Here is a 22,667-nt window from a genome sequence, read left to right on the forward strand (position 1 = left end):
CGTAGTGAGAGAAGATGATGCCGTCTGCCGTTTGGCTATGTTAAATATGTTTAAAAAATCGCGTTTTTTCGACATATCCCTAAAACATGTCGATGGCATAAACGTATTCCAACGACATGTTAAAAAATCGAATTTTATCGACATATCCCTGACGATTCCCTGCCCGCCAGCGCCTCCACAATCACCTGTGCCGCCCGTTCCCCCGCCTTGCCATCCATAAACGCATCGCAATAGTGGTGGCGAATCTCCGCCAGCTTCGCCTGCAACGCCTTCCAGTCAAACGCCTCTGACAGCAGATAACGCAGTTCCGCCATATCGTGGGCGACGGGTAATATCGCGCGGATTTGCTGGTCGGCGCTTTCGGGCGAGGAGTAGCTTTTCTCGCCATCGAGCAGTTCCGTCATGCCCGGAAAGTCGAGCAGGATCACCCGCTTATCAACATGGATAGCATCGAAAATAAAACCGCTGTTATCGGTCAGCACATAATCCGCTTTATCCAGCAGTGCCAGCGTGTGCTGAGCAGAGTCGGTGCGCTGTTTTAAATGCCTGCGCGCCAGGGCCAGCGATGCCGCTTCTTCCGGGCGCGAGCGGGTGCCGTGGTGCAGTTTGCAAATCAGGTTCACATCACCGCTTAAGCGTCCCAATTTTTCAGCCCAATGGGGCAGGGAGCTTAATGCGCCAAACGTTGGGGCGTAGAGTACGGAGGGTTTACGCTCGTCCAGTTTGATATTTTCCGGCAACGCACGGTTGAACGTGCCGTTATGCCAGGCGTCAAAGCGCGGATTACCAACCACTTTCGCGCTGCCAAAATGCGCCAGCGCCTGCTGGCTGTAGTGGCTGTAACACAAAATGCGCTGATAAAAACGGTTCCAGTCGGCGTGGTTCCACGTTTCTTTGGCTAAGCCGTACATGGCGCGGACATTCACCGCTGCCAGGCCATTGAGCGCGAGTGTGTGGTAGGGGCTGACCAGGCATTTCACTCGCTGACCGTGTGCCTGCATTTCTGACAGACGCATACCTTTAAGCTGCGGATCGTCGATGCTTTTCAGCGTTTCCAGCATTTCATCAAGAAACGGTTTAAACACGCGGTCGTTAATCACCAGCGTGCAGCCTTGCCCCTGCGCCTGCAGGGCGGTGATGATGGGGCGGTACAGCGCGTAGTGAAAGGAGGTTTCCATAAAAAAGCCGATGGTGTCGGCGATGGGTAACGCAGATGGCTTTGTCGCTACAGGTAACTTATTGAAGTAGTGACTAATGTTGTCAGTTACTTTTTTCTCGATATCACTAAAGCCTGGTCGCTGATAACAAAGGCTCGGATAACAGGCCAGCCATTTGTCGGCGCGCAGCAGCGGCTGCCAGCAGGCTTCCAGCGAGTGCTCATTGTTGCTCATCTGCTGCGCCAGTTGTGGGTAGTAGCGACTGTTCACCAGATAAGCACACACTTTAAGGCAGTCCCGCGCGTGCACCAGCCCCGGCAAACTTTTTAGCATCGTTCCTTGGGTAATTTCGCCGCCGAGGATCATCACCTGCCAGGGGATTTTCGTCAGGCTGGCAAGCAGGGTGTTCAGCACCTGAATATGTTTCTCCTGCTTGAGAATGACCGCATCATCTTCCAGCAACAGATAGTTTTGCCAGCCGTGCTGTTGCGCCAGGCGCAGCGCCTGCAAGTGCGATTGAAGGCGGCCTCGTTGACCGTTTTCATCTTCGCAGGCGGCAATGCGGGTGATCTTCTCGGGCGGAATATGCAGCAGTGCCAGTTCTTCACGGATCTGCTGTAAGCGATCCGGGCGTTTATCCAGATTGATCAATACGACCTGATCGATCGCCTGATGGTTGATCGTCTGGTGATGAGTGGCGTTATGTAGACTCAGATAAGCATTGCGTAGCAGCGGATCGCCGACGATTTCACCCAGTTCGGTATTTACCGGCGCACTGGCTGCGAGAATAAAGTCTTTATCAAAGGTGTTGTGGCTGTGCGAGATACACAGAATGGTGCGCTCGCCGGGCAGTTGTAGCGGGTTAACGCTGAAATTGTCGGTGAAACTTTTCTCTTCGCCAAGGCTGCAATTATCGTCGTAACGGTGCTTTTTCAGGTAGTTACGGTGATAGCAAAAGGTGCCGTTGAGGATGTTATGCGAGCCAAAGCTGCGGCTTTGAAAGATGCGGTTGATATGGCTGTACCAGATCGGTATCTGGTCGGAGCCGGAGATTAACGCCCGGTGTTTTTGCATCATGGCGATGGTGTACGAGATTTTATTTGCCGGGTAGTAGTCATCATCATCCATACAAAGGATGTATTCGCCCGTCGCCAGTTCGTTAAGCATATTGCGTTTTTTGCCCAGCGGCAGTTTTTCCGGGTGATGGATATAGCGGATGTTAAAGGCGTCCGGCGTGTCATTGGTCAGCCGGTCGATGATGTGCTGGTAGCTTTGCGGGGAGTCGTCGAGGATGATGAGTTCGCGGCGGTCTGCCGGGTAATCCTGATAGCGGTACATATACAGCAGGTACGGCAGGAATGCGCTGCGATTCCAGGTTGGCGTGACGACGCTGACAAACGGTTTTTCGCGGTGGGTGGCGAGTGTTTTAATGATGGTTGGTGTTGGCATGGTGTTTGGGTAAGTTAATGGGTGAATGTGATGAATGTGCGCGCTGATGCCCTCACCCCGACCCTCTCCCACAGGGAGAGGGAGAAAACCAGCGCCGATTTTAACACCGTGCTCGATCGGTCCCCTCGCCCCTTTGGGGAGAGGGTTAGGGTGAGGGGCAAAGCGCGCACAGAGCGACTCACGTCAGCAGCGAAAAAGCTGACAGCAGTGGCTCTGCGGCACATAATGACTGAATTTGCTGGCGAATCGCCGCAGCATTTTCACTCACTCGCCAGCGTTCAAACATGGCGAAAAGGGCGAAAATATCCTCTTGTCGCAGTGGAGAATCATCCAGCGTCCACAAACTGATTAACGTGAGGAGGAGATAAAAATCGCACACCAGCGGGAAATAATCCGCCCCGTCTGCCTGCCCGATCGCATCGTGGTAAACGCGGTAGATCAGGTAATTACGCAAAATCCAGGGTGAAGTGGTGAAATGCTGCTGCCAGGTAGTTTGCCACTGTGCCTGAAGCTGCTGATGTAACAGGGCTTCGCTGTTGGCGTCATGCAATGTCAGTAAAGAAACCTGCAACGGCAGCGAGGCTTTGCGCGGGCTTTCCGGCAGAATCGACCAGTCAAACGCAAAACTTCCGAGCAGCGTCACCAGCTGGCGTGCCAGCTGTGGCACAGGTGGCAACTGGGCGAACTGTGCCTGTAGCGTACCTTTTCGCGCATGGTCGGCCAGCGCCTGCGGCAGCGTCGTCAAACGGGCCAGAGTATCGCCATTCTTGCCCGGCATTTTACTGGCGCGGGAGAGCAGGATACCGACGGCATACAGTGACAATTCCGGGGTTAAATCGGCGAGCGTAAGGGTGCTCAAAATGACCTGGTTTAATATCACATCGCGTGCGGAAAGCTCACCGGCACTCTCTTCCATAGACCGATAGGTGAGCTGTAATTCAAACGCACTGGCGTCGTTGAGCACCGCTTCGCAGCTTTCTGGCTCTGTAAGCATCAGACTCAGGCGAATTTCATTTTTCCATACCTTGCGGACATACAAAGGCGAACCAGGATGTTGTGCAATAAATTTGCGCACAAATTCAGGTTCGTAACATTCAATAAAACTCATAGGAGGCTTCCAGTCTTTAATGCTGAACAGGAATTGCAATTACCGTGCCGGAAAATTTTTTAATATAAAACAAAGAATTGTTTTTCAGGCGGAAAATCCATTTCCGCTATGGGGGAAGGAATGGTCATTATTCCTGATAAATAAAATCCGCTTCGCTGCCTAAAAAAGACTGAATAAATTCATACTGACGAATCAACAATTCACCGTTTTTATCGTTATACGCCTTACAGCGTTCGGCTTTTTGTTCAAGTCGTTGCCACAAGCGTTGTGCCGCCTCTTTTTGTACGGCGGGTAACCAGTTAAAAATCTGCTCTAAACCTTCCCGATTGACACTGACGCCGAGAAATTTCAGCAGGCTGTGGCGTTGTTGGCTGTGGCTGTTTAACTGATCGTAGTGATGCGTTATCTCATCATTCACCGCCAGTAATTCCTCACTCGCGCGGCGAATCATGCAGATCCGCTGGCGCTGGAGAAGTTCGCGCAGGGAATCATACAGCGCGTCATCGTCGCGAATGCCCTGTAGCAGCGCCTTTACCTGTTGCAACCGAATACTCACTTTATCGGCCTCTTAGTTCTGGAAAAAACTCAGCATGTCGCTGGCTAATTGTTCGGTGTCCACTTGCAGACTGCCAGAGGCCAGCATCGCCTGCATTTGCGCCACTTTGTCGCTGTCGATATCGCTCTCTTGCTGGTCGTTCAGCGTTTGCTGGGCAGACTGCAATCCTGCCTGGGTAATGTCGTCGGCGCTCAGCGTGGTAGTGGTGGCCGCCGTGCTTTTGCTGGTCTGGCGGGTGCCAGCAGCGGTAGCAATTGGGCGATTGCCAGGCATAGTCGGGGTGATTTTCATCGCAACCTCGTCTCTGTTTGAAGGTGTGTTACTCCGGTAAAGCGGTGAATGTGGGGCAAAACTTTAATCGCCTGCGCAAATTACTCTGCGGTCACTGTCGTCACCACGCCGCTTTCCGCCACCATCGCGCTGATGACCCGCTGGCTGCTGGCGTTACGTACTTTCACCATCTCCCCTTTGCGACCATTTTTCAGCGCCACGCCGGGCATCGACGCGGTGATCCCCACGCTCTGGTAAACAATCATCACCGGTTGATCGCGCCCGACCAGCACCGGAGAAACCAGTTCTTCTTTGGTGATGGGTTTACCCGGTTGCAGCGCGTGTTTACTGCTCAAACCAATCGCGTCATCAAGAGCCATCAGCACATCCCGTCGCTGGGCGCTGACGTTGTAGGGCTTCAACTCCACATCATTCGCCGTAAGCGGCGTATCGCGGGCAATCACTGACTTTGCCATTACCACCGGCACCCGCACATCCGGGCGCACCGCCACGTTCATCTGCCAGCTTTGCGGGCAACTGACGGTGAAGTTCATCCGGTTGAGGGCTATGTCAGTTGGCGAAGTCAGCGTGACGGCGGGTGTAGTCGCACAGGGCGCGGCAGTCGCAATCTGTGAGGGAATGTAGACGTTAAAGGTGTAGCGATAGTCATGCCACTGCCGCTGCTGTGCCAGTGATTCAATCTGCTGGCTGGCGGCGCTCAGCACCTGGGCGTTGATCTGTTCCCGCGCGCTGTGTTGCACGGGATGGATGGCGGCGTAGCCCGGTAAGGCCAGCGCCAGGAGGAAGAACATCTTCCGCCCGCAAAATTGAAAACTCATAAACCCTTTCTCATCAGTTACTTAAAAATTGGCACGGCGATTGCTTAGCGTATGCGGATTGAAGCAGGAGTGACGCAAGAAATGGGGATCAGTTTTCAACAGGCATTGGGAGTACATCCGCAGGCAGTGAAGTTACGTCTTGAGAGGACCGAGCTACTGACTGCGAATCTGGCGAACGTTGATACGCCAAATTTCAAGGCTAAAGATATTGATTTTGCCAGGGAGATGCAACGGGCAAATAACGTGGCGGTGGATGTCCAGTACCGCGTGCCGATGCAGCCGTCGGAAGATGGCAACACCGTGGAACTGAACAGCGAACAGGCGCGGTTTTCACAAAATAGTATGGATTATCAAAGCAGTCTGACCTTTCTGAATCTGCAAATCAGCGGCATCAGAGAGGCCATTGAAGGGAAATAAGCATGTCATTTACTGATATCTATCAGATTTCCGGCTCGGCAATGACGGCGCAAACGCTGCGTCTGAATACCGTCGCCAGTAACCTGGCGAATGCCAATGCGCCCGCCAGCAGCGAGGCGCAGGCGTATAAAGCGCGCAGCCCGGTGTTTGCGGCGGTGTATCACCACAGCTTGCTGGCGGGAACACATCGTCATGCCATTGACGGCGCCAGCGTGCAGGTGCAGGACGTGCTGCAAACCGGCGGGGCGGTGAAACGCTATGAACCGCATTCGCCGCTCGCCGATGCTAACGGGGATGTCTGGTATCCCGACGTCAACGTGGTGGAACAGATGGCGGACATGATGTCGGCTTCGCGCGATTTTGAAACCAACGTCGATGTGCTCAACAACGTGAAAAGTATGCAGCAAAGCCTGCTGAAACTGGGAGAAGCCTGATGAATACCCTGGCGCTGAATGCGCAACCACAGGCGCACTCTTCCTCTGTGGGAAGTAGTGCGGTGGCGCAAAACAATGTGGGAGCGACCCCGCAGAGCAGTAATGTGGGCGATAGCGCGGCTACCACCGATACCAGTAGTACGACAACGTCCACAGATTCGTCGCCCGTCGATACCTTCCTGACGCTGTTTGTCGCCGAGATCCAAAACCAGGACCCGACCGACCCAACTGACGCCACCGAATATATCGACCAGCTTTCGTCGATGGCGCAGGTGGCGATGATGGAGGAGATGAGCGTGCAGGCCAACACCAACGCGGTGCTGATGAGCAACATTCAGGTGATGGCGCTCGGCAACCTGGTGGGCGACGACATTATGGTACAGACCTCCGCCTTGCAGGTAAGCGACCAGACCATTAACGGTCGCGCCACGCTGGACGATGCCTGTACCACTGCCGATCTCCACTTTACCGATGCCGCAGGCGATGACTACACCGTCTCGCTAATCCCGGAAGGCAGTTCTTCCGTGGGGCCAGGGCAGGTCGATTTTTCGATTAACCCTGCCGATTACGGCATCCCGCCTGGCGATTACGACGTTTCGGTGGTGACCAACACCGGGGAAGAAGAGGTGCCGATTGAAGTCTCCGGCGAAGTGGAAGATGTGCGCATCCCGCTCGACGGTAGCTCTCCGGTGCTCAACGTGGCAGGCGTGGGTGAAGTGCCATTCACCATGATTAGCCAGTTTGGCGTACCCGATACCGACAGTGATGTGGCGTGATGACCGGTGCCAAATTGCCTGATGCGCTTCGCTTATCAGGCCTACATGAAACAGCAATGTATTGAATCTGCATGGTTTTGTAGGCCGGATAAGGCGTTCACGCCGCATCCGGCAAAACAACGGGCACGCTGCCAAAATCTGAATTAACAGGAAGACACAATGAGTTATGAAATTGCCGCGACGGGGCTGAATGCCGTTAACGAACAACTGGACGGGATCAGTAACAACATCGCCAACGCCGGAACGGTGGGCTATAAGTCGATGACCACCCAGTTTTCAGCGATGTATGCCGGAAGTCAGGCGATGGGCGTCAGCGTGGCAGGCACGGCGCAAAGTATTTCCCGTGGCGGCTCGCTGGTATCCACCGGCAACGCGCTGGATCTGGCGATTAACAACGACGGCTTTTTTGTTACCTGCGACAGCGCGGGCAACATTTCTTATACCCGTGCCGGTTCGTTTGAAACCGACAAAGACGGCTATATCGTCAATGCCTCGGGCGCTTATTTGCAGGGCTATCCGGTCGATGACAGCGGCACTCTGCAAACGGGTACGGTCACCGATATTCAGATCAAAACCGGCAATATTCCGGCGCAGGCCAGCAGCAGCCTGACCTTTACCGCCAACTTCGATGCCAGCGACGCGGCTATCGATCGCACATCCGTGCCGTTCGACCCGGCCAACAGCAGTTCATACACCGACAGCTACACCACCACGGTATATGATTCATTAGGCAACGAACACTCGGTATGCCAGTACTTCACCAAAACCAGCGATAACACCTGGGAAGTGCAGTACACCTTCGACGGTCAGCAGCAGACCGGCGTTCCGGCGACCACCTTAACCTTCGATCCGAATACCGGGAAACTGACCTCGCCAACCACGCCGCAGACCATTGAGTTTCAGACCGACGCCGCCGCACCCATCGATTTAACCGTCAATTACTCCACCTGTACGCAATATGGCTCTGACTTTTCAGTCACCACTAACTCCGCCAACGGCTATGCCTCCGCTACGCAAAACGGTGTGCAGGTCGATGATGATGGCAAAGTTTACGCCACCTACAGCAACGGCGAGCGCATGTTGCAGGGGCAGGTGGTGCTGGCGACCTTCCCGAATGAAAACGGCCTCGAAGCGGTGAGCGGCACCGCGTGGGTACAAACGGGGGAATCCGGCACTCCGCTGATTGGCGTTCCCGGCTCCGGCACCTGCGGCACGCTCACGTCCGGCGTGCTTGAAAGCTCTAACGTCGATATCACCAGCGAACTGGTCAACCTGATGACCGCTCAGCGTAACTATCAGGCCAACACCAAAGTGATCGCCACCAGCACGCAGCTCGATGACGCGCTGTTCCAGGCAATGTAATGGATCGCCTGATTTATACCGCCCTGAGCGGGGCTTCTCAGACGTTGTACGAGCAGCAAATTAGCGCCAACAACCTTGCGAACGTCAACACCAACGGTTTTCGCGCCGATATGGCGATGGCGACCAACAACAAGGTGAAAGGCGGCGGCTTCGATACGCGCTATATGGCGCAGGAAGGAGCCAGCGGCGTGAACGACAGCACTGGCGTGGCGGAGAAAACCGAGCGCCCGCTGGACGTGGCGATTCAGGGCGCGGGTTACATTGCAGTGCAGGATAAAAACGGCAACGAAGTCTATACCCGCAACGGCAACATTCAGCAGGACGATCAGGGGCAACTGACCATCAATGGCAATCTGGTGTTGGGGGATAACGGGCCGATCATTCTGCCGCCGAACGCGATTGCCTCGTTTGGCAGCGACGGCACGCTCTCGGTGACGCCCGATGACGGCGACGTGACCGCGACGATGGATATCGACCGCCTGAAGCTGGTGGATATTCCGGTCGCTGACCTGGCGAAAAACGGCGAAGGGATGCTGATAACGGCAGACGGCGTTCCGGCTCAGCGCGATGAAAACATCAAAGTTAGCGGCGGTTTTCTGGAGGGCAGTAACGTCTCGGCGGTGAGTGAGATGATGTCGTCCATCGCCATGAATCGTCAGTTCGAAGCGCAGATCAAGATGATGAAAACCGCCGAAGATATCAGCGACGCGGGCAACCGCTTATTGCGCGGCTCGTAACCGTACATCGTAGGCCGGATAAGGCGTTTACGCCGCATCCGGCAATCGGCGGCAAAAAACAACACGGAATTTACCACCATGAACGCAGCACTATGGATTAGCAAAACCGGCCTCTCGGCGCAGGATGCTGAAATGAGCGCGATTGCCAACAACATCGCCAACGTTAACACCACCGGCTTCAAGCGCGACCGGGTGATGTTTCAGGATCTGTTCTACCAGACCCAGGAAGCGCCGGGCGCGATGCTTGACCAGAACAACATCATGCCGACCGGGCTGCAATTTGGCAGCGGCGTGCGCATTGTCGGCACCCAGAAAACCTTCACCGAAGGCAACGTTGAAACCACCGACAACGCGATGAATGTCGCCATTATGGGGCAGGGATTTTTACAGGTGCAAAAGGCTAATGGCGATATTGCCTATACCCGCGACGGCAATTTGCAGGTGAACGCCGACGGCGTGCTGACTAACTCGCAGGGCTTGCCGTTGCAGCCGGAAATCGACGTTCCGGCGGGGACGACCAACGTTGCGTTTGGTGAGGATGGCACGGTGACGGCGATCTTACCCGGCGACAGCGATGTGACCGAGTTAGGGCAACTGACGCTGGTCAACTTCGCTAATCCGGCAGGGCTTTCCGCCGAGGGTGACAACCTCTATCTGGAAACTGCCGCCAGCGGTCAGCCGACCGAGGGTGTGCCGGGCGAAGATGGGCTGGGCACCTTGCAGGACAACGCGCTGGAAGGCTCGAACGTGGATATCGTCAACGAAATGGTGGCGATGATTACGGTGCAACGCGCTTATGAGATGAACGCCAAAATGGTGTCGGCTGCGGACGATATGTTGCAGTACATCAGCCAGACGCTGTAAGACGGTGGGCAGCGTGCGGTCTGATGCCCTCGCCCCAACCCTCTCCCACAGGGAGAGGGAGCAGACTGGCGCCGTATTCAACATCGCACTCGATCAGTCCCCTCGCCCCTTTGGGGAGAGGGTTAGGGTGAGGGGAATAAACAGCTCCAAACCCACCAAACAACCGGCCACCCCCGTGGCCTGCAACACTAAACAGGCAGAACGTGAAAAATTATCTCTGGCTGGTGGCGCTGCTTCCCCTGCTTAGCGGGTGTGAATCGCAGGCCATTCTGGTCAAAAAAGACGACGCATACTTTGCGCCACCGAAAACCGAAGCGCCGCCTCCGGCAGACGGGCGTGCCGGAGGCGTGTTTGAAACTGGCTACAACTGGTCGCTCACCGCCGACCGACGAGCTTACCGTGTGGGCGATATCCTGACGGTGATTCTCGAAGAATCGACCCAGTCGAGCAAACAGGCGAAAACCAATTTCGGCAAGAGCAACAGCGTCGATATCACCGCGCCAACGGTGTTCGGTCACACCAAAGATAAGCTTTCCGGCTCCATCGACGCCAACCGCGACTTTGACGGCAGCGCCACCTCCCAGCAGCAGAATAGCCTGCGCGGGGAGATCACCGTTTCCGTCCATGCGGTGCAGCCCAACGGCATCCTGGAAATTCGCGGCGAGAAATGGCTCACCCTCAACCAGGGTGATGAGTACATCCGCTTGAGCGGCCTGGTACGCGCCGATGATATCCAGAACGACAACTCGGTTTCCTCCCAGCGGATCGCCGATGCCCGCATCTCCTATGCCGGACGCGGCGCGTTAAGCGACGCCAACGCCGCAGGTTGGCTGACGCGGCTGTTTAACCATCCTCTGTTCCCGATTTGATGCCGGAGAGTGCAATGCAAAACTGGATAAAAATGGTGGTGGTAGCCGTAAGCCTGGCGCTGCCCGGCGTGGCGCTGGCGCAACCGCTGGAGTCGCTGGTCAACGTACAGGGCGTGCGTGAAAACCAACTGGTCGGCTATAGCCTGGTGGTCGGCCTTGACGGCACTGGCGATAAAAACCAGGTCAAATTCACTAACCAGACCATCACCAATATGCTGCGCCAGTTTGGCGTGCAACTGCCGAATAAAATCGACCCGAAGGTGAAAAACGTGGCGGCGGTGGCGGTGAGCGCCACGCTGCCGCCGATGTACTCACGCGGGCAAACCATTGACGTCACCGTCTCGTCGATTGGCGATGCCAAAAGTATTCGCGGCGGCACTTTGCTGCTGACCCAACTGCACGGCGCAGATGGAGAAGTTTACGCGCTGGCGCAGGGTAGCGTGGTGGTGGGCGGGATGAATGCCACCGGGGCCAGCGGCTCAAGCGTAACGGTTAACAAGCCGACCGCCGGGTTAATTCCCAACGGCGCGACGGTGGAGCGTGAGATCCCCAGCGATTTTCAGATGGGCGATACCATCACCCTCAACCTGAAACGCCCGTCGTTTAAAGATGCCAACAACATTGCGGCGGCGATCAACGCCTCGTTTGGCGGCATCGCCACCGCGCAGAGTTCCACCAACGTTACCGTGCGTGCCCCCACCAGCCCCGGCGCGCGGGTGGCGTTTATGTCGCAACTGGATGATGTGCAGGTTCAGGCGGAGAAAATCCGCGCCCGCGTGGTGTTTAACTCACGCACTGGCACGGTGGTAATGGGTGACGGTATCGCGTTGCATGCGGCGGCGGTGTCGCACGGCAGTCTTACTGTCTCGATTAACGAAACCAGCAACGTCAGCCAGCCGAATGCCTTTGCCGGTGGGCGCACGGCGGTGACGCCGCAGAGCAATATCGCGGTGAATCATGCGCGCCCGGGCGTGGTGAGTTTGCCGGAGTCGAGCAGCCTGAAAACGCTGGTGAATGCGCTGAACAGTTTAGGCGCAACGCCGGACGACATTATGTCGATTTTGCAGGCGCTGCATGAAGCGGGCGCGCTGGATGCCGACCTGGAGGTGATCTGATGAAAATCAACGGTAGCGGTGGGATTGACGGCAGCGACGCATTAATGGGGCCGAAAGTTCAGGCCAATGATATCAGGCAGGCCGCCGAACAGTTCGAGGCGATTTTTTTACGCAACATGCTCAAAGAGATGCGTAAAACCAACGAATTGTTTGATTCGAAAGATAACCCGTTTAACAGCGATTCGGTGCGCATGATGCAGGGGTTTTATGACGATGAGTTGTGTAACACCCTGGCGCAGCAGCACGGGATCGGGATTGCGGCGATGATTGTGAAGCAGTTGTCGCCGAAGCATAGGTGAGGTGCGCGCTGATGCCCTCACCCCGGCCCTCTCCCACAGGGAGAGGGAGAAAACCGGCGCCCTGTTTAATACCGTGCTCGATCGGTCCCCTCTCCCTGAGGGAGAGGGTTAGGGTGAGGGGGCAATGCGCGCACCATCACCCACTTAAGAATCCCCAACCTAACGCCGCTTTTAACCGGCACGATTTACCGGTAAGGATCCAACATGGACATGATTAACATCGGCTACAGCGGCGCCTCAACCGCGCAGGTGGAGCTGAACGTCACGGCGCAAAACACCGCTAATGCCATGACCACAGGCTACACCCGCCAGGTGGCGGAAATCAGCACCATCGGTGCCAGCGGCGGTTCGCCGAACAGCGCCGGTAACGGCGTACAGGTGGACAGCATTCGCCGCGTCTCTAACCAGTATCAGGTGAATCAGGTGTGGTATGCCGCCAGCGATTACGGCTATTACAGCACCCAGCAAGGCTATCTCACACAACTGGAAGCGGTACTGAGCGATGATAACAGCAGCCTGAGCGGCGGCTTCGATAACTTCTTCGCCGCCCTTAACGAAGCGACCACCAGCCCCGATGATTCCGCCCTGCGCGAGCAGGTGATCAGCGAAGCCAGGGCGCTGTCGTTGCGTATTGATAACACGCTGGATTACGTCGACTCGCAAAGCACGGAAATCATCAGCCAGCAGCAGGCGATGGTGTCGCAAATCAATACGCTCACCAGCGGCATCGCCAGCTATAACCAGCAAATCGCCCAGGCCGAAGCCAACGGCGATAACGCCTCCGCGCTGTATGACGCGCGCGATAAGATGGTGGAAGAACTGAGCGGAATGATGGATGTGCAGGTCAATATCGATGACCAGGGCAACTACAACGTCACGCTGAAAAACGGTCAGCCGCTGGTGAGCGGGCAGCAAAGTTCGACCATCGCGCTGGAAACCAATGCCGATGGCACGCCGACCATGTCGCTGACCTTCGCCGGAACCACCTCGACGATGACTACCGACACCGGCGGTTCTTTAGGCGCACTGTTTGATTATCAAAACGATGTGCTGACGCCGCTGACCGACACCATCAACAGCATGGCGTCGCAGTTCGCCGATGCGGTCAACAACCAACTGGCGCAGGGCTACGATCTCAACGGTAATCCCGGCGAGCCGCTGTTTATTTATGACGCCAGCAACGCCGATGGCCCGCTGACCGTTAACCCTGATATCACTGCCGACGAACTGGCGTTTTCCAGTTCGCCGGATGAAAGCGGCAACAGCGACAACCTGCAGGCTCTGATCAATATCTCCACCGAACCGCTGGAGATAGCCAACCTTGGCAGCGTGACGGTCGGGCAGGCGTGCTCGTCAATTATCAGCAATATCGGCATTTACACACAGCAAAACCAGACTGAAGTCGATGCCGCGTCCAATGTCTATTCCGAAGCGCAAAACCAGCAGAGCAGCGTCAGCGGCGTCAGCATGGACGAAGAAGCGGTGAACCTGATCACCTATCAACAAATTTATGAAGCCAATCTGAAAGTCATTTCCGCTGGCGCCGAGATTTTCGATTCGGTGCTGGAAATGTGCAGCTAAGCGGGAGCGCGAGAATGCGAGTAACTACCCAACAAACCTACGTCTCGATGACGCAAAGTTTTAATAATCTCTCTGGCGACCTGGCGCACGTGGTCGAGCAGATGGCAACCGGCAAGCAGATTTTGCAGCCGTCGGATGATCCTATCGCCGCTACGCGCATTACCCAGTTGAACCGCCAGCAGTCAGCGATTGAGCAGTATCAGAGCAATATCGACTCTGCGTCGGCGGGGCTTAGTCAGCAGGAATCGATTCTTGATGGCGTCAACAATAGCCTGCTGGCGGTACGCGACGACCTGCTGGAAGCGGCGAACGGCACCAATACCGCCGATTCGCTCGCAAGCCTCGGGCAGGATATTGAGTCGCTGACCGAATCGATGGTGGCGGCGCTTAACTATCAGGATGAAGACGGGCATTACGTGTTTGGCGGCACCATCAACGATCAGCCGCCGATTGTTGCGGTGGACGATGACGGCGATGGTGTCACCGACAGCTACAGCTATCAGGGCAACAGCGACCATCGCCAGACCACCGTGTCGAACGGCGTGGAAGTGGATACCAACGTGGCGGCGAGCGATTTCTTTGGCAGCAATTTAGACGTGCTCAACACGCTCAATTCGCTCTCTCAGGAGTTGCAAGACCCCAACGTTGACCCCGCCGATCCGCAGGTGCAGAGCGATATTCAGAACGCCGTTGATGTGGTGGACACCGCCTCGAACGACCTCAACGCCTCCATTGCGTCGCTTGGCGAGACGCAGAACACCATGTCGATGTTGAGCGATGCGCAGACCGATATATCCACTTCTAATGATGAGTTGATTGGTTCATTACAGGATCTCGATTACGGCCCGGCGTCGATCACCTTTACCGGACTGGAAGTGGCAATGGAAGCTACCCTCAAGACTTACTCGAAAGTGAGTGAGTTAAATTTGTTCAGCGTTCTCTAACTCTTTCAGGATCAGTATGCAGGTCGGACTTACTTCTTCGTCACTCGCTACCGGTGGGGCGCATAGCTCTGCGGTATCGTCGTCAACCGTTGCGCCCACTCAGGCGGTGCGGCAAAAACTCCCGGCGACGGCGAGTGAATATCCGGCCTCGCCGCTGATTACCACTCGCCCGCAGCGTTACAGCGTGCAGCTTAACGATCAGCTCACCACCTTGCAGCAGGCAGACCATTATCTTGGGCAACTGGAACAGCAGTTGCTCGATTATCGTCATAGCCAGCGCAAAGGCGGGCAGGTGCAGAGCTCGGTGCTCATGCAGATGCTGGACAAACGCGCCGCGCTTTCCGGCGGCGCGGTGAACCGCCAGTTGCAGCCGGTGTTGCAGGGCGAAGCGCGGGTAACCTTTCACTCGCCGGATCTGGCGAATCTGGTGCACAACCCTACGCCGGGAACGCGGATGTTCAGCGTTTCTGACGGGCGTCAGACCCAGCTTGCAGCGGTGATGTTATCTGATGATGATAGCGCCGGGCAGTATCAGACACGGCTGACCAACGCGCTGCGCCGCGTGGGGGTGCAGATGCATCAACACGCCGATGGCATCAGTTTCTCCACGTCAGAAAAACAGTGGCCCCATATCGAAAGCACCTTAAGCGTGCGCGCCGATGGCGATAAGTCGACGTTTACGCCGCTAAAAACCTTTGCCGAGCCGTCGCAGGTCGACCGTTTAGTACAAAGTTTGCAACAGGGCGGGGCGGGGATTTCTCAGACGTTAGAAAGTATTAGTCAGCAACGTGCGCAAATGGCGGTGCAGCAGGAGAAGGCGCGGCAGTTGATCGACAGCATGTCCCGCTTCCCGGATGCGGAGAATGCGGTGCAGGCATCGGAAAACCTCGGCGGGGTGCTGGACAGCGCCAATCATAATTATCAGGTGTTATTACAGGCGGTGAACGGTCAGGCACGGATTTCCAGCCAGACGGTGAGGAATTTATTGGGCTAATTATATGAATGCCGGATAAGAAAACGTCGCATCCGGCATATGTTGGCGCGCATCAGGATTTCTGCACAGTATTTAACAACTTCTCTAAGTTCTGATACATCGCGCTACTAATATCGCTATTCTGCCGGCTTTCCACATTAAAGGTTAATTGCCAGCTACCGTTGCACTGGTTACGCAGAACGATATCACTCTCCAGTCGGTTACGAACATATTTATAATAGGTTGTCATGGTCATATTATGCGCTGACAATAAATTATCGAATTTGTCTTTTCCTGGTGCGAGAGTTTGTGACAGTAATGGTAAGGAATTATTTTCTTTTCCAGAGCCAAGATGAAATATTTTTATTCTTGGACTGTTAATTGATTCTTTTACCAGTTGCGGGGCATCAGGTGTACTTTTTAAGTGTGGATAACCCACGGTCAAGCCAACGAATATAACAGCAGCGGTTAACGCCAGCCCCATCATTCCTTTATGTTTTTTTCTAACAGGCACAGGCGGTGTTGTCGAAGATATCTCTTCTGGCACAGTTTCCTGTACCTGATTGGTAATAATCAGCGCCTCCGCAGGCGATGATTCCGGAAAAGCTACATACTCTTTATTGCACAAGTAACCTTTTTTCGGAATGGTTTTAATAATGTTCTGTTGTTTACCATCATCGTCAATGGCAACACGCAAGGCGTGGATCGCCGTCGGCAAGCTGTTACCGCCGACAATGCGATTTTTCCACACCTCGGCACATAAATAAGATCGCGATAAAACTGTCTCGGCATTTTTTGCTAATGTTTCCAGCAAAATAAAATGGTATTCGCCAAGACGACGTGTTTCACCCGTTTCACAATGAATTAAGGCATTAAGCGACGGGTCCATCCGCCAGTTATTGATAATAATACTCATGGTTGAGTTTACCTTAGCAAGGGATAAATGTTTCCTGATAGTCCGCTGCATTAAGCAGAGTCTTATACATCCTTGAGAAGATGGTTTTACCGCGTAATAATTAATATTTAATGGTAATAGGATTATTCTTAATCTGTATATGGCGTGAGAATGTAACGAAATGGATGACGAGTCACAATAGTAAAATGTGTGTTATTTGCAACGCAATGTAAATTTTGGCATCAGTTCGTTGGGTAATAATCAATTTTTCTGATAGTAATCTGAATGATAACAAGCATTTGAGGCTGACATTTTTTGTCACCTGGCCATGTGGCATATATTGCTAATAATCTTTTTATCTGAATTTGATTCTGTTTTTTTTAGCTAAAAGTGGCATCCGATAAAAGAGACGGAAAAATTTTTAATAGTCATTTTAAGTTTGCTCGTGGGGTGTCGTTTTTACAGGGTATCGAAACGAACACGATTAATCCCAAGGAGCAGTATCATGTTATCTATGAATACCAATAACGCATCAATGGCCGCCGTTAACGCAATCAGCAAAAGTAGCGCGTCTCTTTCTACTTCTATGGAACGCCTTGCGACTGGTAACCGTATTAACTCTTCAGCAGATGATGCGGCGGGCAAACAGATTGCTAACCGTTTAACTGCACAGTCCAGCGGTATGGGCGTGGCGCTGAGCAACATTAACGATGCCACCGCGATGCTGCAAACGGCCGACAGCATGTTCGACGAAATGTCTGATGTACTGGGTCGTATGAAAGACCTCTCCACTCAGGCAGCGAACGGCACCTACAGCGACGACGACCTGCAGGCGATGCAGGATGAATACGACGAACTGGGTCAGCAGATGTCTGACATGCTGCAAAACACCACCTACGGCGGCACCAACCTGTTCGGTGTTTCCGGCACCAGCAACACCGGTACTGACGGCCTGTTCCAGAGCGCGGTAACTTTCCAGGTGGGTGCGGAATCTTCTGACACCATGACCGTGAATATTTCAAGCCAACTGAATACGCTGGTGACAGACCTTTCTGCGATCAGCAACTCCTTTAGCGCGGATCAGGCAGACACCACGGGCACAGCAGGCGTTTCTGGCGGTACTGAACTGACCGCGTCTGGCTCGGCTAACCAGATGATCACCAGCATTTCTACCGCGATGGATGATGTTTCTCAGATCCAGTCCAAGCTGGGTGCGTCTATCAACCGTCTGAACGATACCGCCAACAACCTGACCAGTATGCAGGACAACACCGAAGTCGCTATCGGTAACATCATGGATACCGACTACGCGACGGAAGCGTCCAACATGACCAAACAGCAGGTGTTGATGCAGACCGGCATCACCATGCTGAAACAGTCCAACAGCATGTCCAGCATGGTTTCTAGCCTGCTGCAGTAAGTTCGGATTGTCCTCTTGACCTTTTGGGGAGAGGGTTAGAGTGAGGGGCTGTGCGGGCTTTAACCCTCACCCCGGCCCTCTCCCTGGAAGGGCGAGGGGGAAAAAAGACACCGCCTGCGGGCGGTGTTGTCCTTTCTGCGGCAGGCACTCTTCCGCCAGACCGGAAACGGCCTTTCCGCCTCGTTTTTCAATCTATTGATTATTCACATAAAAAATATTGGCACGCCTTTTGCTAATAACCTGACATCGTTATCTGGAGTCATCAATGATTAACCCAAGAACCATTGCGCAAGAAATCGCTTATGCCGATGTCGCCACTCAGGCGACAAATTTGCAGGAGAAGCAGAGTGAGCTGGATGCTGAAAGCAGCGGCCTGGACTCGCTCAGCTCGGCGTTGAGCGATTTCCAGAGCGCCGTTGACGCGCTGAACAGCGATACCGACGGCCCGGTGACCTTCGCCGCTTCCAGTAATAATGACTCGGCGACCGTTTCCGCTAACTCGCAGGCGCAGGCGGGGAGCTACTCATTTTTCGTTGAACAACTGGCGCAGGGACAGCAGACCACTTTCAGTATGGGCGACGACGCCTTTTCCGCCACCGGCACCTTCGAAATGACAATGGGCGACAGCACCATGGATATCGATCTGGCGGCGGCGGATCAGAATGGTGACGGCGACGGTTTTATCGACGCCAGCGAACTGGTGAACGCGATTAACGACTCCGATGATAATCCAGGCGTTTCGGCGGCGTTGGTGAAAACCGACGGCACCACCACCATCATGCTGACATCAGACAGCACCGGCGCGCAAAGCGCGTTTTCGTTCAGCGTAACGGGGCATGATGCCACGAACGACAGCGCCAGCGCGCCCATTCCCACGGATGTTTCCTCCGCTCAGGACGCAATTATTCATCTTGGCAGCGCCACCGGACCCGCCATTACCAATAGCAGCAACACCTTTGATGATGTGATCCCCGGCGTCACCATGACCTTTACCGAGGTTAGCGATTCTGACAGCGATCTCACCACTTTTAACATCAGCGAAGATTCCAGTGCCAGCCAGGAGAAAGTACAGACCTTCGTTGATGCCTATAACTCGCTGATTGATACGGTTGATTCGCTGACCACCCACGGTGATGACAGTAGCAGCGCCGGGGTATTTGCGGGCGATGCCGGGCTAAGTTCACTGGCGAACCAGCTCGATGACATCGCCCATGCCAGCTACAACGGCGTGTCGATTGTTGACTATGGCATCACCCTCGATTCTCACGGTCATTTGCAGATCGACTCTGACCAGTTCAACGACGAAATGGCGAAAAATCCCGACGGTCTGACCTCTATTTTCGTCGGCGATAACAGCATGGTGGCGAAGATGGATGACCTGATCGACACCTATACGGACTCCAGCAACGGCATCATTACCCTGCGTCAGCAGAACATTGACGATCAGATGAGCAAAATTCAGGACGAAGGCGACCAGCTTACTGACACCTATAACGCTAACTACGATCGCTATCTTGAGGAGTACACCAACACGCTGGTCGAGGTGTACACCATGAAAGCCAGCATGGCGGCATTCGCGTAATTAACAAGGAATATCCCTAAAGATGTACGAAGTACAGGACGGCTATTCGCAATATAAAGAGGTTGACCTTGCGGCTCGCACGGCAGCGGCGTCACCTCTGGAACTGGTACTGGTGCTGTTTTCCGGCCTGATGGATGAGCTGGAACGCGCCAAAAGCCATATCGCGGCGAAGCGATTCGAAAAGAAAGCTCAGAGCATCAACAAATGCATCGACATTCTCAACGCGCTCACTAGCTCGCTGGAGTTTGAAACCGGCGGCGAGCTGGTGGTGAATCTTTCGCGTCTCTATGACCATTGCGTCTGGCGTTTATATGAAGCCAGCGGTGAATTGTCGGCGGAAAAAATCGATGAAGTGATGCTCATCTTAAGCAACCTGCGTGAAGGCTGGGAAGGGCTTTCGGGCAAGCTGGGTTAAGACGATGGAAAAACAACGCAGGCAACTTTTCGCGCTGGTTGAGGCGATGAATGAGGCGCTGGATAAACAACGCTGGCGACGCCTTCCGGCGCTGCATCAGCAGTTGATGCGCCAGTTTCACGACTACGCGGTGGCAGAAACCGATGCGGCACAGTTGGATGCGGTGAAGGCGCAACTGTACGGCGCGTTTAACGCCCTGATTAAACGGCGCGAGCAGCGCGCAGATGTGTTAAAGGCGCGCATGGAACAGCATCAGCGGCATCAGGAAGGCGTACTGGCCTACTCAATTGTTAATTTATTCTCGGAGAAGTCATGAATCCGGCATTGCTTGCCACGCTCGGAACGCTTGCAGAAACGGCATCGCTGAAAACGGACATCTTACCGCCGGTGAGCGCGGAAAACGCGCCTGCGTTTACGCTGCCGAAAATGGCCGTCGCGGCGGTGGCAGAGCGTGTGCATAGTGCTAAAACCCCCCAACAGCAGGCGACGCGTGCGCAGGAATACGATCCGGCGGCGATGCAGGCCTTGATGGCGCTGTTACTTCCGCAATCTGCCCGCCTCAAGCGCAACAGGCAGCCGTGCAGCCGTCGCTGACGGTGGCTGCATCGCCGGTGATGCAGCATCTGGCTAAGGCGATCGTACAACATGCGTCGCAGCAAACCCTTGCGCCAACAACGCAGGAACTGCCGCCACAGTTGCAGGAGGCTCTCGCCCAGTTGCCGCAGGCAAAACCCGAACAGCAGGCCAGACTGGCGACTTACGCCAGCGAAGATTTACGCGCCATTGCACCCTCGCAGCCACGCGTATCAACACAGCCCGCTCGCCAGAAACCTGAGACAAACCGCGTGACCGTGCGCCCGCAGGTCGAGCGTAAAGCAGAAAAAGTACCGGACAGCGAGCCGGTGATGCCGCGCGCGGTGTTGCATGTTAAGACGCCGGAGCTGGTCAGCGATCCTCATGAGATCGCCGCCAGACCTGCCACGCTCTCGATGGATGAACTGGGCGAAAAACTGACAACCTTGCTGAAAGATCAGATCCACTTTCAGCTCAATAAACAGCAGCAGATCTCCACCATCCGCCTTGATCCGCCGTCGCTTGGCAAACTCGAGATTGCCGTACAGCTCGACAACGGCAAACTGACGGTGCACATCGGTGCGAACCAAAGTGAGGTCTGCCGCGCGTTACAGCAGTTTAGCGACGATCTTCGACAACATCTGACGGCGCAAAATTTTATGGAGGTGAACGTACAGGTCTCCTCCGAAGGGCAGTCGCAGCAGCAACAACAGTCGGGCCATCAGCAGGAGGAGGTGAGTGCAGCCTTACTTCTCGACGATGCGCCTCAATTTCAACAGAACGAATCCGTTTTGATCAAAGTGTAAAGGCAATATGAAGAAAATCGTGGTGGCGGGCGTGGTCAGCGCCGTTTTGGCGCTGGTGGTCGGTGCCGGGGCTGGATGGGGAGTCTGGCATCATTATGCCGGAAAAGGAAAACCGATTGCCGCTGCGCGGGCGGAATCGGTGGAAACGATGGATGAAAGCAAAAGCGTATTTGTGACCTTGCCGGAAACCATTGTCACGCTGCATGACAATAACGGCGCTGACCATTATTTGTCGGCAGAATTAGTGATGGTGGTCGCCAGTGACAAAGAAGCGGAAAAAATAAAACATCAGGAGCCGCTGTATCAAAGTATTGCGGTTGAATGCTTGACGGAAATGAAATTTGAAGATTTGCGCGGCATGAAAATATCTGCCATCCGCAAACTGATTTCTGACGCGTTAAAGAAAGATCTTCAGCGTCGCAAAATGAGCGCACCGTATAAGGATTTGCTGGTGAAAAAAGTGGTCTTCCAGTAATCACCAGGCGGATATAAACATGCTACAGGACGTATTCGAGTCAGAAGAATTTGCTGCCGCGCCGGTATTAACCCCGCAGCAGGAGAGTCATTATTTGCAGGCCTATTTACCACTGGTGCGTAAAGTGGTGCGGCAACTTGCTCCGCAGTGTAACTGCATTATTGACCGTCAGGATATGGAGCAGACGGCGTTAATGGGGTTGCTTAACGCCATTCGCCGATACGGGCTGCCGGATGAAGGCTTTGCGGGCTACGCCGTGCACCGTATTCGCGGCGCGATCCTTGATGAGCTGCGCGCACTCGACTGGCGACCGCGCCAGCTGCGGCAGAAATATCACCAGATGAAAGACCTGATTCGTGAAACGCGGAAAAAACTGGGGCACGAACCGGAGTGGTCAGAACTGGCCGGGGAAGGGATCTCGCATGAAGACTACCTCGAATATCAGCAACTGGAAGGGGCGGAAACCCTCGCCAGTCTTGATGAGTTGCTCAACGGAGAAGGTTCAGGCATTCCGCTTGCGGGCAGAGAACTGGAAGAGCAGTTTGTCACCCAGAAAATGCTGCAATACGCGCTGGCGCAATTAAGTGAAAAAGAGCAACTGATCCTTTCAATGTATTACCAGCATGAGATGAATCTAAAAGAGATTGCGCTGGTATTAGGGCTGACTGAAGCCAGAATTTGTCAACTGAATAAACAGATCGCACAGAAAATTCGTGATTGTGTCTGTCCGAATTAATGTGAAGAGGAAATC

Annotated in this window: 24 protein-coding genes and 1 pseudogene; 19 read left to right on the forward strand and 6 right to left on the reverse strand. The window is 54.5% G+C overall.

All coding sequences use genetic code 11. From position 1 onward, the window contains the following. Window positions 1–134: 134 nt before the first annotated feature. From A7098_RS08550 to flgA, 5 genes are all read right to left on the reverse strand, one after another. Complete coding sequence (locus A7098_RS08550; protein ID WP_123056755.1) at window positions 135–2,606, reverse strand: glycosyltransferase; 2,472 nt, start codon at window positions 2,604–2,606, stop codon at window positions 135–137. Between the two features lie 178 nt (window positions 2,607–2,784). Beyond that, a complete protein-coding gene (locus A7098_RS08555; protein ID WP_105280653.1) occupies window positions 2,785–3,714 on the reverse strand; it encodes a lysine-N-methylase in 930 nt (309 codons plus the stop codon). Between the two features lie 127 nt (window positions 3,715–3,841). Then, window positions 3,842–4,270 (reverse strand): flagella synthesis protein FlgN, encoded by a 429-nt coding sequence (locus A7098_RS08560; RefSeq protein ID WP_085460386.1) that lies wholly within the window; start codon window positions 4,268–4,270, stop codon window positions 3,842–3,844. Between the two features lie 12 nt (window positions 4,271–4,282). Beyond that, a complete protein-coding gene (gene flgM, locus A7098_RS08565) occupies window positions 4,283–4,561 on the reverse strand; it encodes a flagellar biosynthesis anti-sigma factor FlgM (protein WP_085460387.1) in 279 nt (92 codons plus the stop codon). Between the two features lie 80 nt (window positions 4,562–4,641). Then, window positions 4,642–5,379 carry a flagellar basal body P-ring formation chaperone FlgA gene (flgA, locus tag A7098_RS08570; RefSeq protein ID WP_105280654.1) on the reverse strand — a complete coding sequence of 246 codons (738 nt, stop codon included), beginning with the start codon at window positions 5,377–5,379 and terminating at the stop codon, window positions 4,642–4,644. A gap of 81 nt (window positions 5,380–5,460) precedes the next feature. Between flgA and A7098_RS08575 the strand changes: the two genes are divergently transcribed. The 12 genes from A7098_RS08575 (at window position 5,461) to A7098_RS08630 (ending at window position 15,771) form a co-directional block, all read left to right on the forward strand. Then, window positions 5,461–5,796, forward strand: a complete 336-nt coding sequence (locus A7098_RS08575; RefSeq protein ID WP_065228186.1) for a flagellar basal body protein — start codon at window positions 5,461–5,463, stop codon at window positions 5,794–5,796. Between the two features lie 2 nt (window positions 5,797–5,798). Next, the gene (flgC, locus tag A7098_RS08580; RefSeq protein ID WP_000010949.1) at window positions 5,799–6,230 is read left to right on the forward strand and encodes a flagellar basal body rod protein FlgC; all 432 of its coding nucleotides are present in this window, start codon (window positions 5,799–5,801) and stop codon (window positions 6,228–6,230) included. Then, window positions 6,230–7,006: a flagellar hook capping FlgD N-terminal domain-containing protein gene (locus tag A7098_RS08585; protein ID WP_105280655.1), complete on the forward strand. Its 777-nt coding sequence runs from the start codon at window positions 6,230–6,232 to the stop codon at window positions 7,004–7,006. The genes flgC and A7098_RS08585 overlap by 1 nt, the downstream gene beginning before the upstream one ends. A 159-nt stretch (window positions 7,007–7,165) precedes the next feature. After that, window positions 7,166–8,368 carry a flagellar hook protein FlgE gene (flgE, locus tag A7098_RS08590; protein WP_105280656.1) on the forward strand — a complete coding sequence of 401 codons (1,203 nt, stop codon included), beginning with the start codon at window positions 7,166–7,168 and terminating at the stop codon, window positions 8,366–8,368. Continuing rightward, on the forward strand, window positions 8,368–9,105 hold the full coding sequence (locus tag A7098_RS08595; RefSeq protein ID WP_105280657.1) for a flagellar basal body rod protein FlgF: 738 nt from the start codon (window positions 8,368–8,370) through the stop codon (window positions 9,103–9,105). The genes flgE and A7098_RS08595 overlap by 1 nt, the downstream gene beginning before the upstream one ends. A 78-nt stretch (window positions 9,106–9,183) precedes the next feature. After that, entirely contained in the window at window positions 9,184–9,969 is a 786-nt protein-coding gene (gene flgG / locus A7098_RS08600; protein ID WP_105280658.1) for a flagellar basal-body rod protein FlgG, read from the forward strand. Window positions 9,970–10,172: 203 nt separating this feature from the next. Next, a complete protein-coding gene (gene flgH / locus A7098_RS08605) occupies window positions 10,173–10,838 on the forward strand; it encodes a flagellar basal body L-ring protein FlgH (RefSeq protein ID WP_085460393.1) in 666 nt (221 codons plus the stop codon). Window positions 10,839–10,852: 14 nt separating this feature from the next. Beyond that, the gene (locus A7098_RS08610; protein ID WP_123056752.1) at window positions 10,853–11,953 is read left to right on the forward strand and encodes a flagellar basal body P-ring protein FlgI; all 1,101 of its coding nucleotides are present in this window, start codon (window positions 10,853–10,855) and stop codon (window positions 11,951–11,953) included. Continuing rightward, complete coding sequence (locus A7098_RS08615) at window positions 11,953–12,252, forward strand: rod-binding protein (RefSeq protein WP_085460395.1); 300 nt, start codon at window positions 11,953–11,955, stop codon at window positions 12,250–12,252. The genes A7098_RS08610 and A7098_RS08615 overlap by 1 nt, the downstream gene beginning before the upstream one ends. A 204-nt stretch (window positions 12,253–12,456) precedes the next feature. Next, window positions 12,457–13,833: a flagellar hook-associated protein FlgK gene (gene flgK, locus A7098_RS08620; RefSeq protein ID WP_105280660.1), complete on the forward strand. Its 1,377-nt coding sequence runs from the start codon at window positions 12,457–12,459 to the stop codon at window positions 13,831–13,833. 14 nt (window positions 13,834–13,847) lie between these two features. After that, a complete protein-coding gene (gene flgL, locus A7098_RS08625) occupies window positions 13,848–14,777 on the forward strand; it encodes a flagellar hook-associated protein FlgL (RefSeq protein WP_105280661.1) in 930 nt (309 codons plus the stop codon). Between the two features lie 16 nt (window positions 14,778–14,793). Next, window positions 14,794–15,771: a flagellar hook-associated protein gene (locus tag A7098_RS08630; protein WP_105280662.1), complete on the forward strand. Its 978-nt coding sequence runs from the start codon at window positions 14,794–14,796 to the stop codon at window positions 15,769–15,771. A gap of 52 nt (window positions 15,772–15,823) precedes the next feature. Here A7098_RS08630 and A7098_RS08635 read toward each other — a convergent pair whose 3' ends face one another. Then, window positions 15,824–16,666 carry a winged helix-turn-helix domain-containing protein gene (locus tag A7098_RS08635; protein ID WP_123056753.1) on the reverse strand — a complete coding sequence of 281 codons (843 nt, stop codon included), beginning with the start codon at window positions 16,664–16,666 and terminating at the stop codon, window positions 15,824–15,826. A 484-nt stretch (window positions 16,667–17,150) separates the two neighbouring features. On the opposite strand from A7098_RS08635, the gene lafA reads away from it, so the two are divergent. The 7 genes and pseudogenes from lafA (at window position 17,151) to A7098_RS08675 (ending at window position 22,652) form a co-directional block, all read left to right on the forward strand. Next, complete coding sequence (gene lafA / locus A7098_RS08640) at window positions 17,151–18,065, forward strand: lateral flagellin LafA (protein WP_105280664.1); 915 nt, start codon at window positions 17,151–17,153, stop codon at window positions 18,063–18,065. A gap of 265 nt (window positions 18,066–18,330) precedes the next feature. Continuing rightward, window positions 18,331–19,647 (forward strand): flagellar filament capping protein FliD, encoded by a 1,317-nt coding sequence (gene fliD / locus A7098_RS08650; protein ID WP_105280665.1) that lies wholly within the window; start codon window positions 18,331–18,333, stop codon window positions 19,645–19,647. Between the two features lie 22 nt (window positions 19,648–19,669). Then, window positions 19,670–20,062 carry a flagellar export chaperone FliS gene (gene fliS, locus A7098_RS08655; protein WP_085460402.1) on the forward strand — a complete coding sequence of 131 codons (393 nt, stop codon included), beginning with the start codon at window positions 19,670–19,672 and terminating at the stop codon, window positions 20,060–20,062. A gap of 4 nt (window positions 20,063–20,066) precedes the next feature. Beyond that, on the forward strand, window positions 20,067–20,378 hold the full coding sequence (locus A7098_RS08660; protein WP_085460403.1) for a flagellar protein FliT: 312 nt from the start codon (window positions 20,067–20,069) through the stop codon (window positions 20,376–20,378). Next, window positions 20,375–21,441 (forward strand): annotated as a pseudogene (locus A7098_RS08665) (flagellar hook-length control protein FliK). The gene A7098_RS08660 and the pseudogene A7098_RS08665 overlap by 4 nt, the downstream one beginning before the upstream one ends. Before the next feature lie 7 nt (window positions 21,442–21,448). Beyond that, window positions 21,449–21,916 carry a flagellar basal body-associated FliL family protein gene (locus A7098_RS08670; RefSeq protein WP_105280666.1) on the forward strand — a complete coding sequence of 156 codons (468 nt, stop codon included), beginning with the start codon at window positions 21,449–21,451 and terminating at the stop codon, window positions 21,914–21,916. A 19-nt stretch (window positions 21,917–21,935) separates the two neighbouring features. Further along, entirely contained in the window at window positions 21,936–22,652 is a 717-nt protein-coding gene (locus A7098_RS08675) for a FliA/WhiG family RNA polymerase sigma factor (protein WP_105280667.1), read from the forward strand. Window positions 22,653–22,667: the final 15 nt, after the last annotated feature.

Source organism: Escherichia sp. MOD1-EC7011, from assembly GCF_002965005.1.
Taxonomy (GTDB): Bacteria; Pseudomonadota; Gammaproteobacteria; order Enterobacterales; family Enterobacteriaceae; genus Escherichia; species Escherichia ruysiae.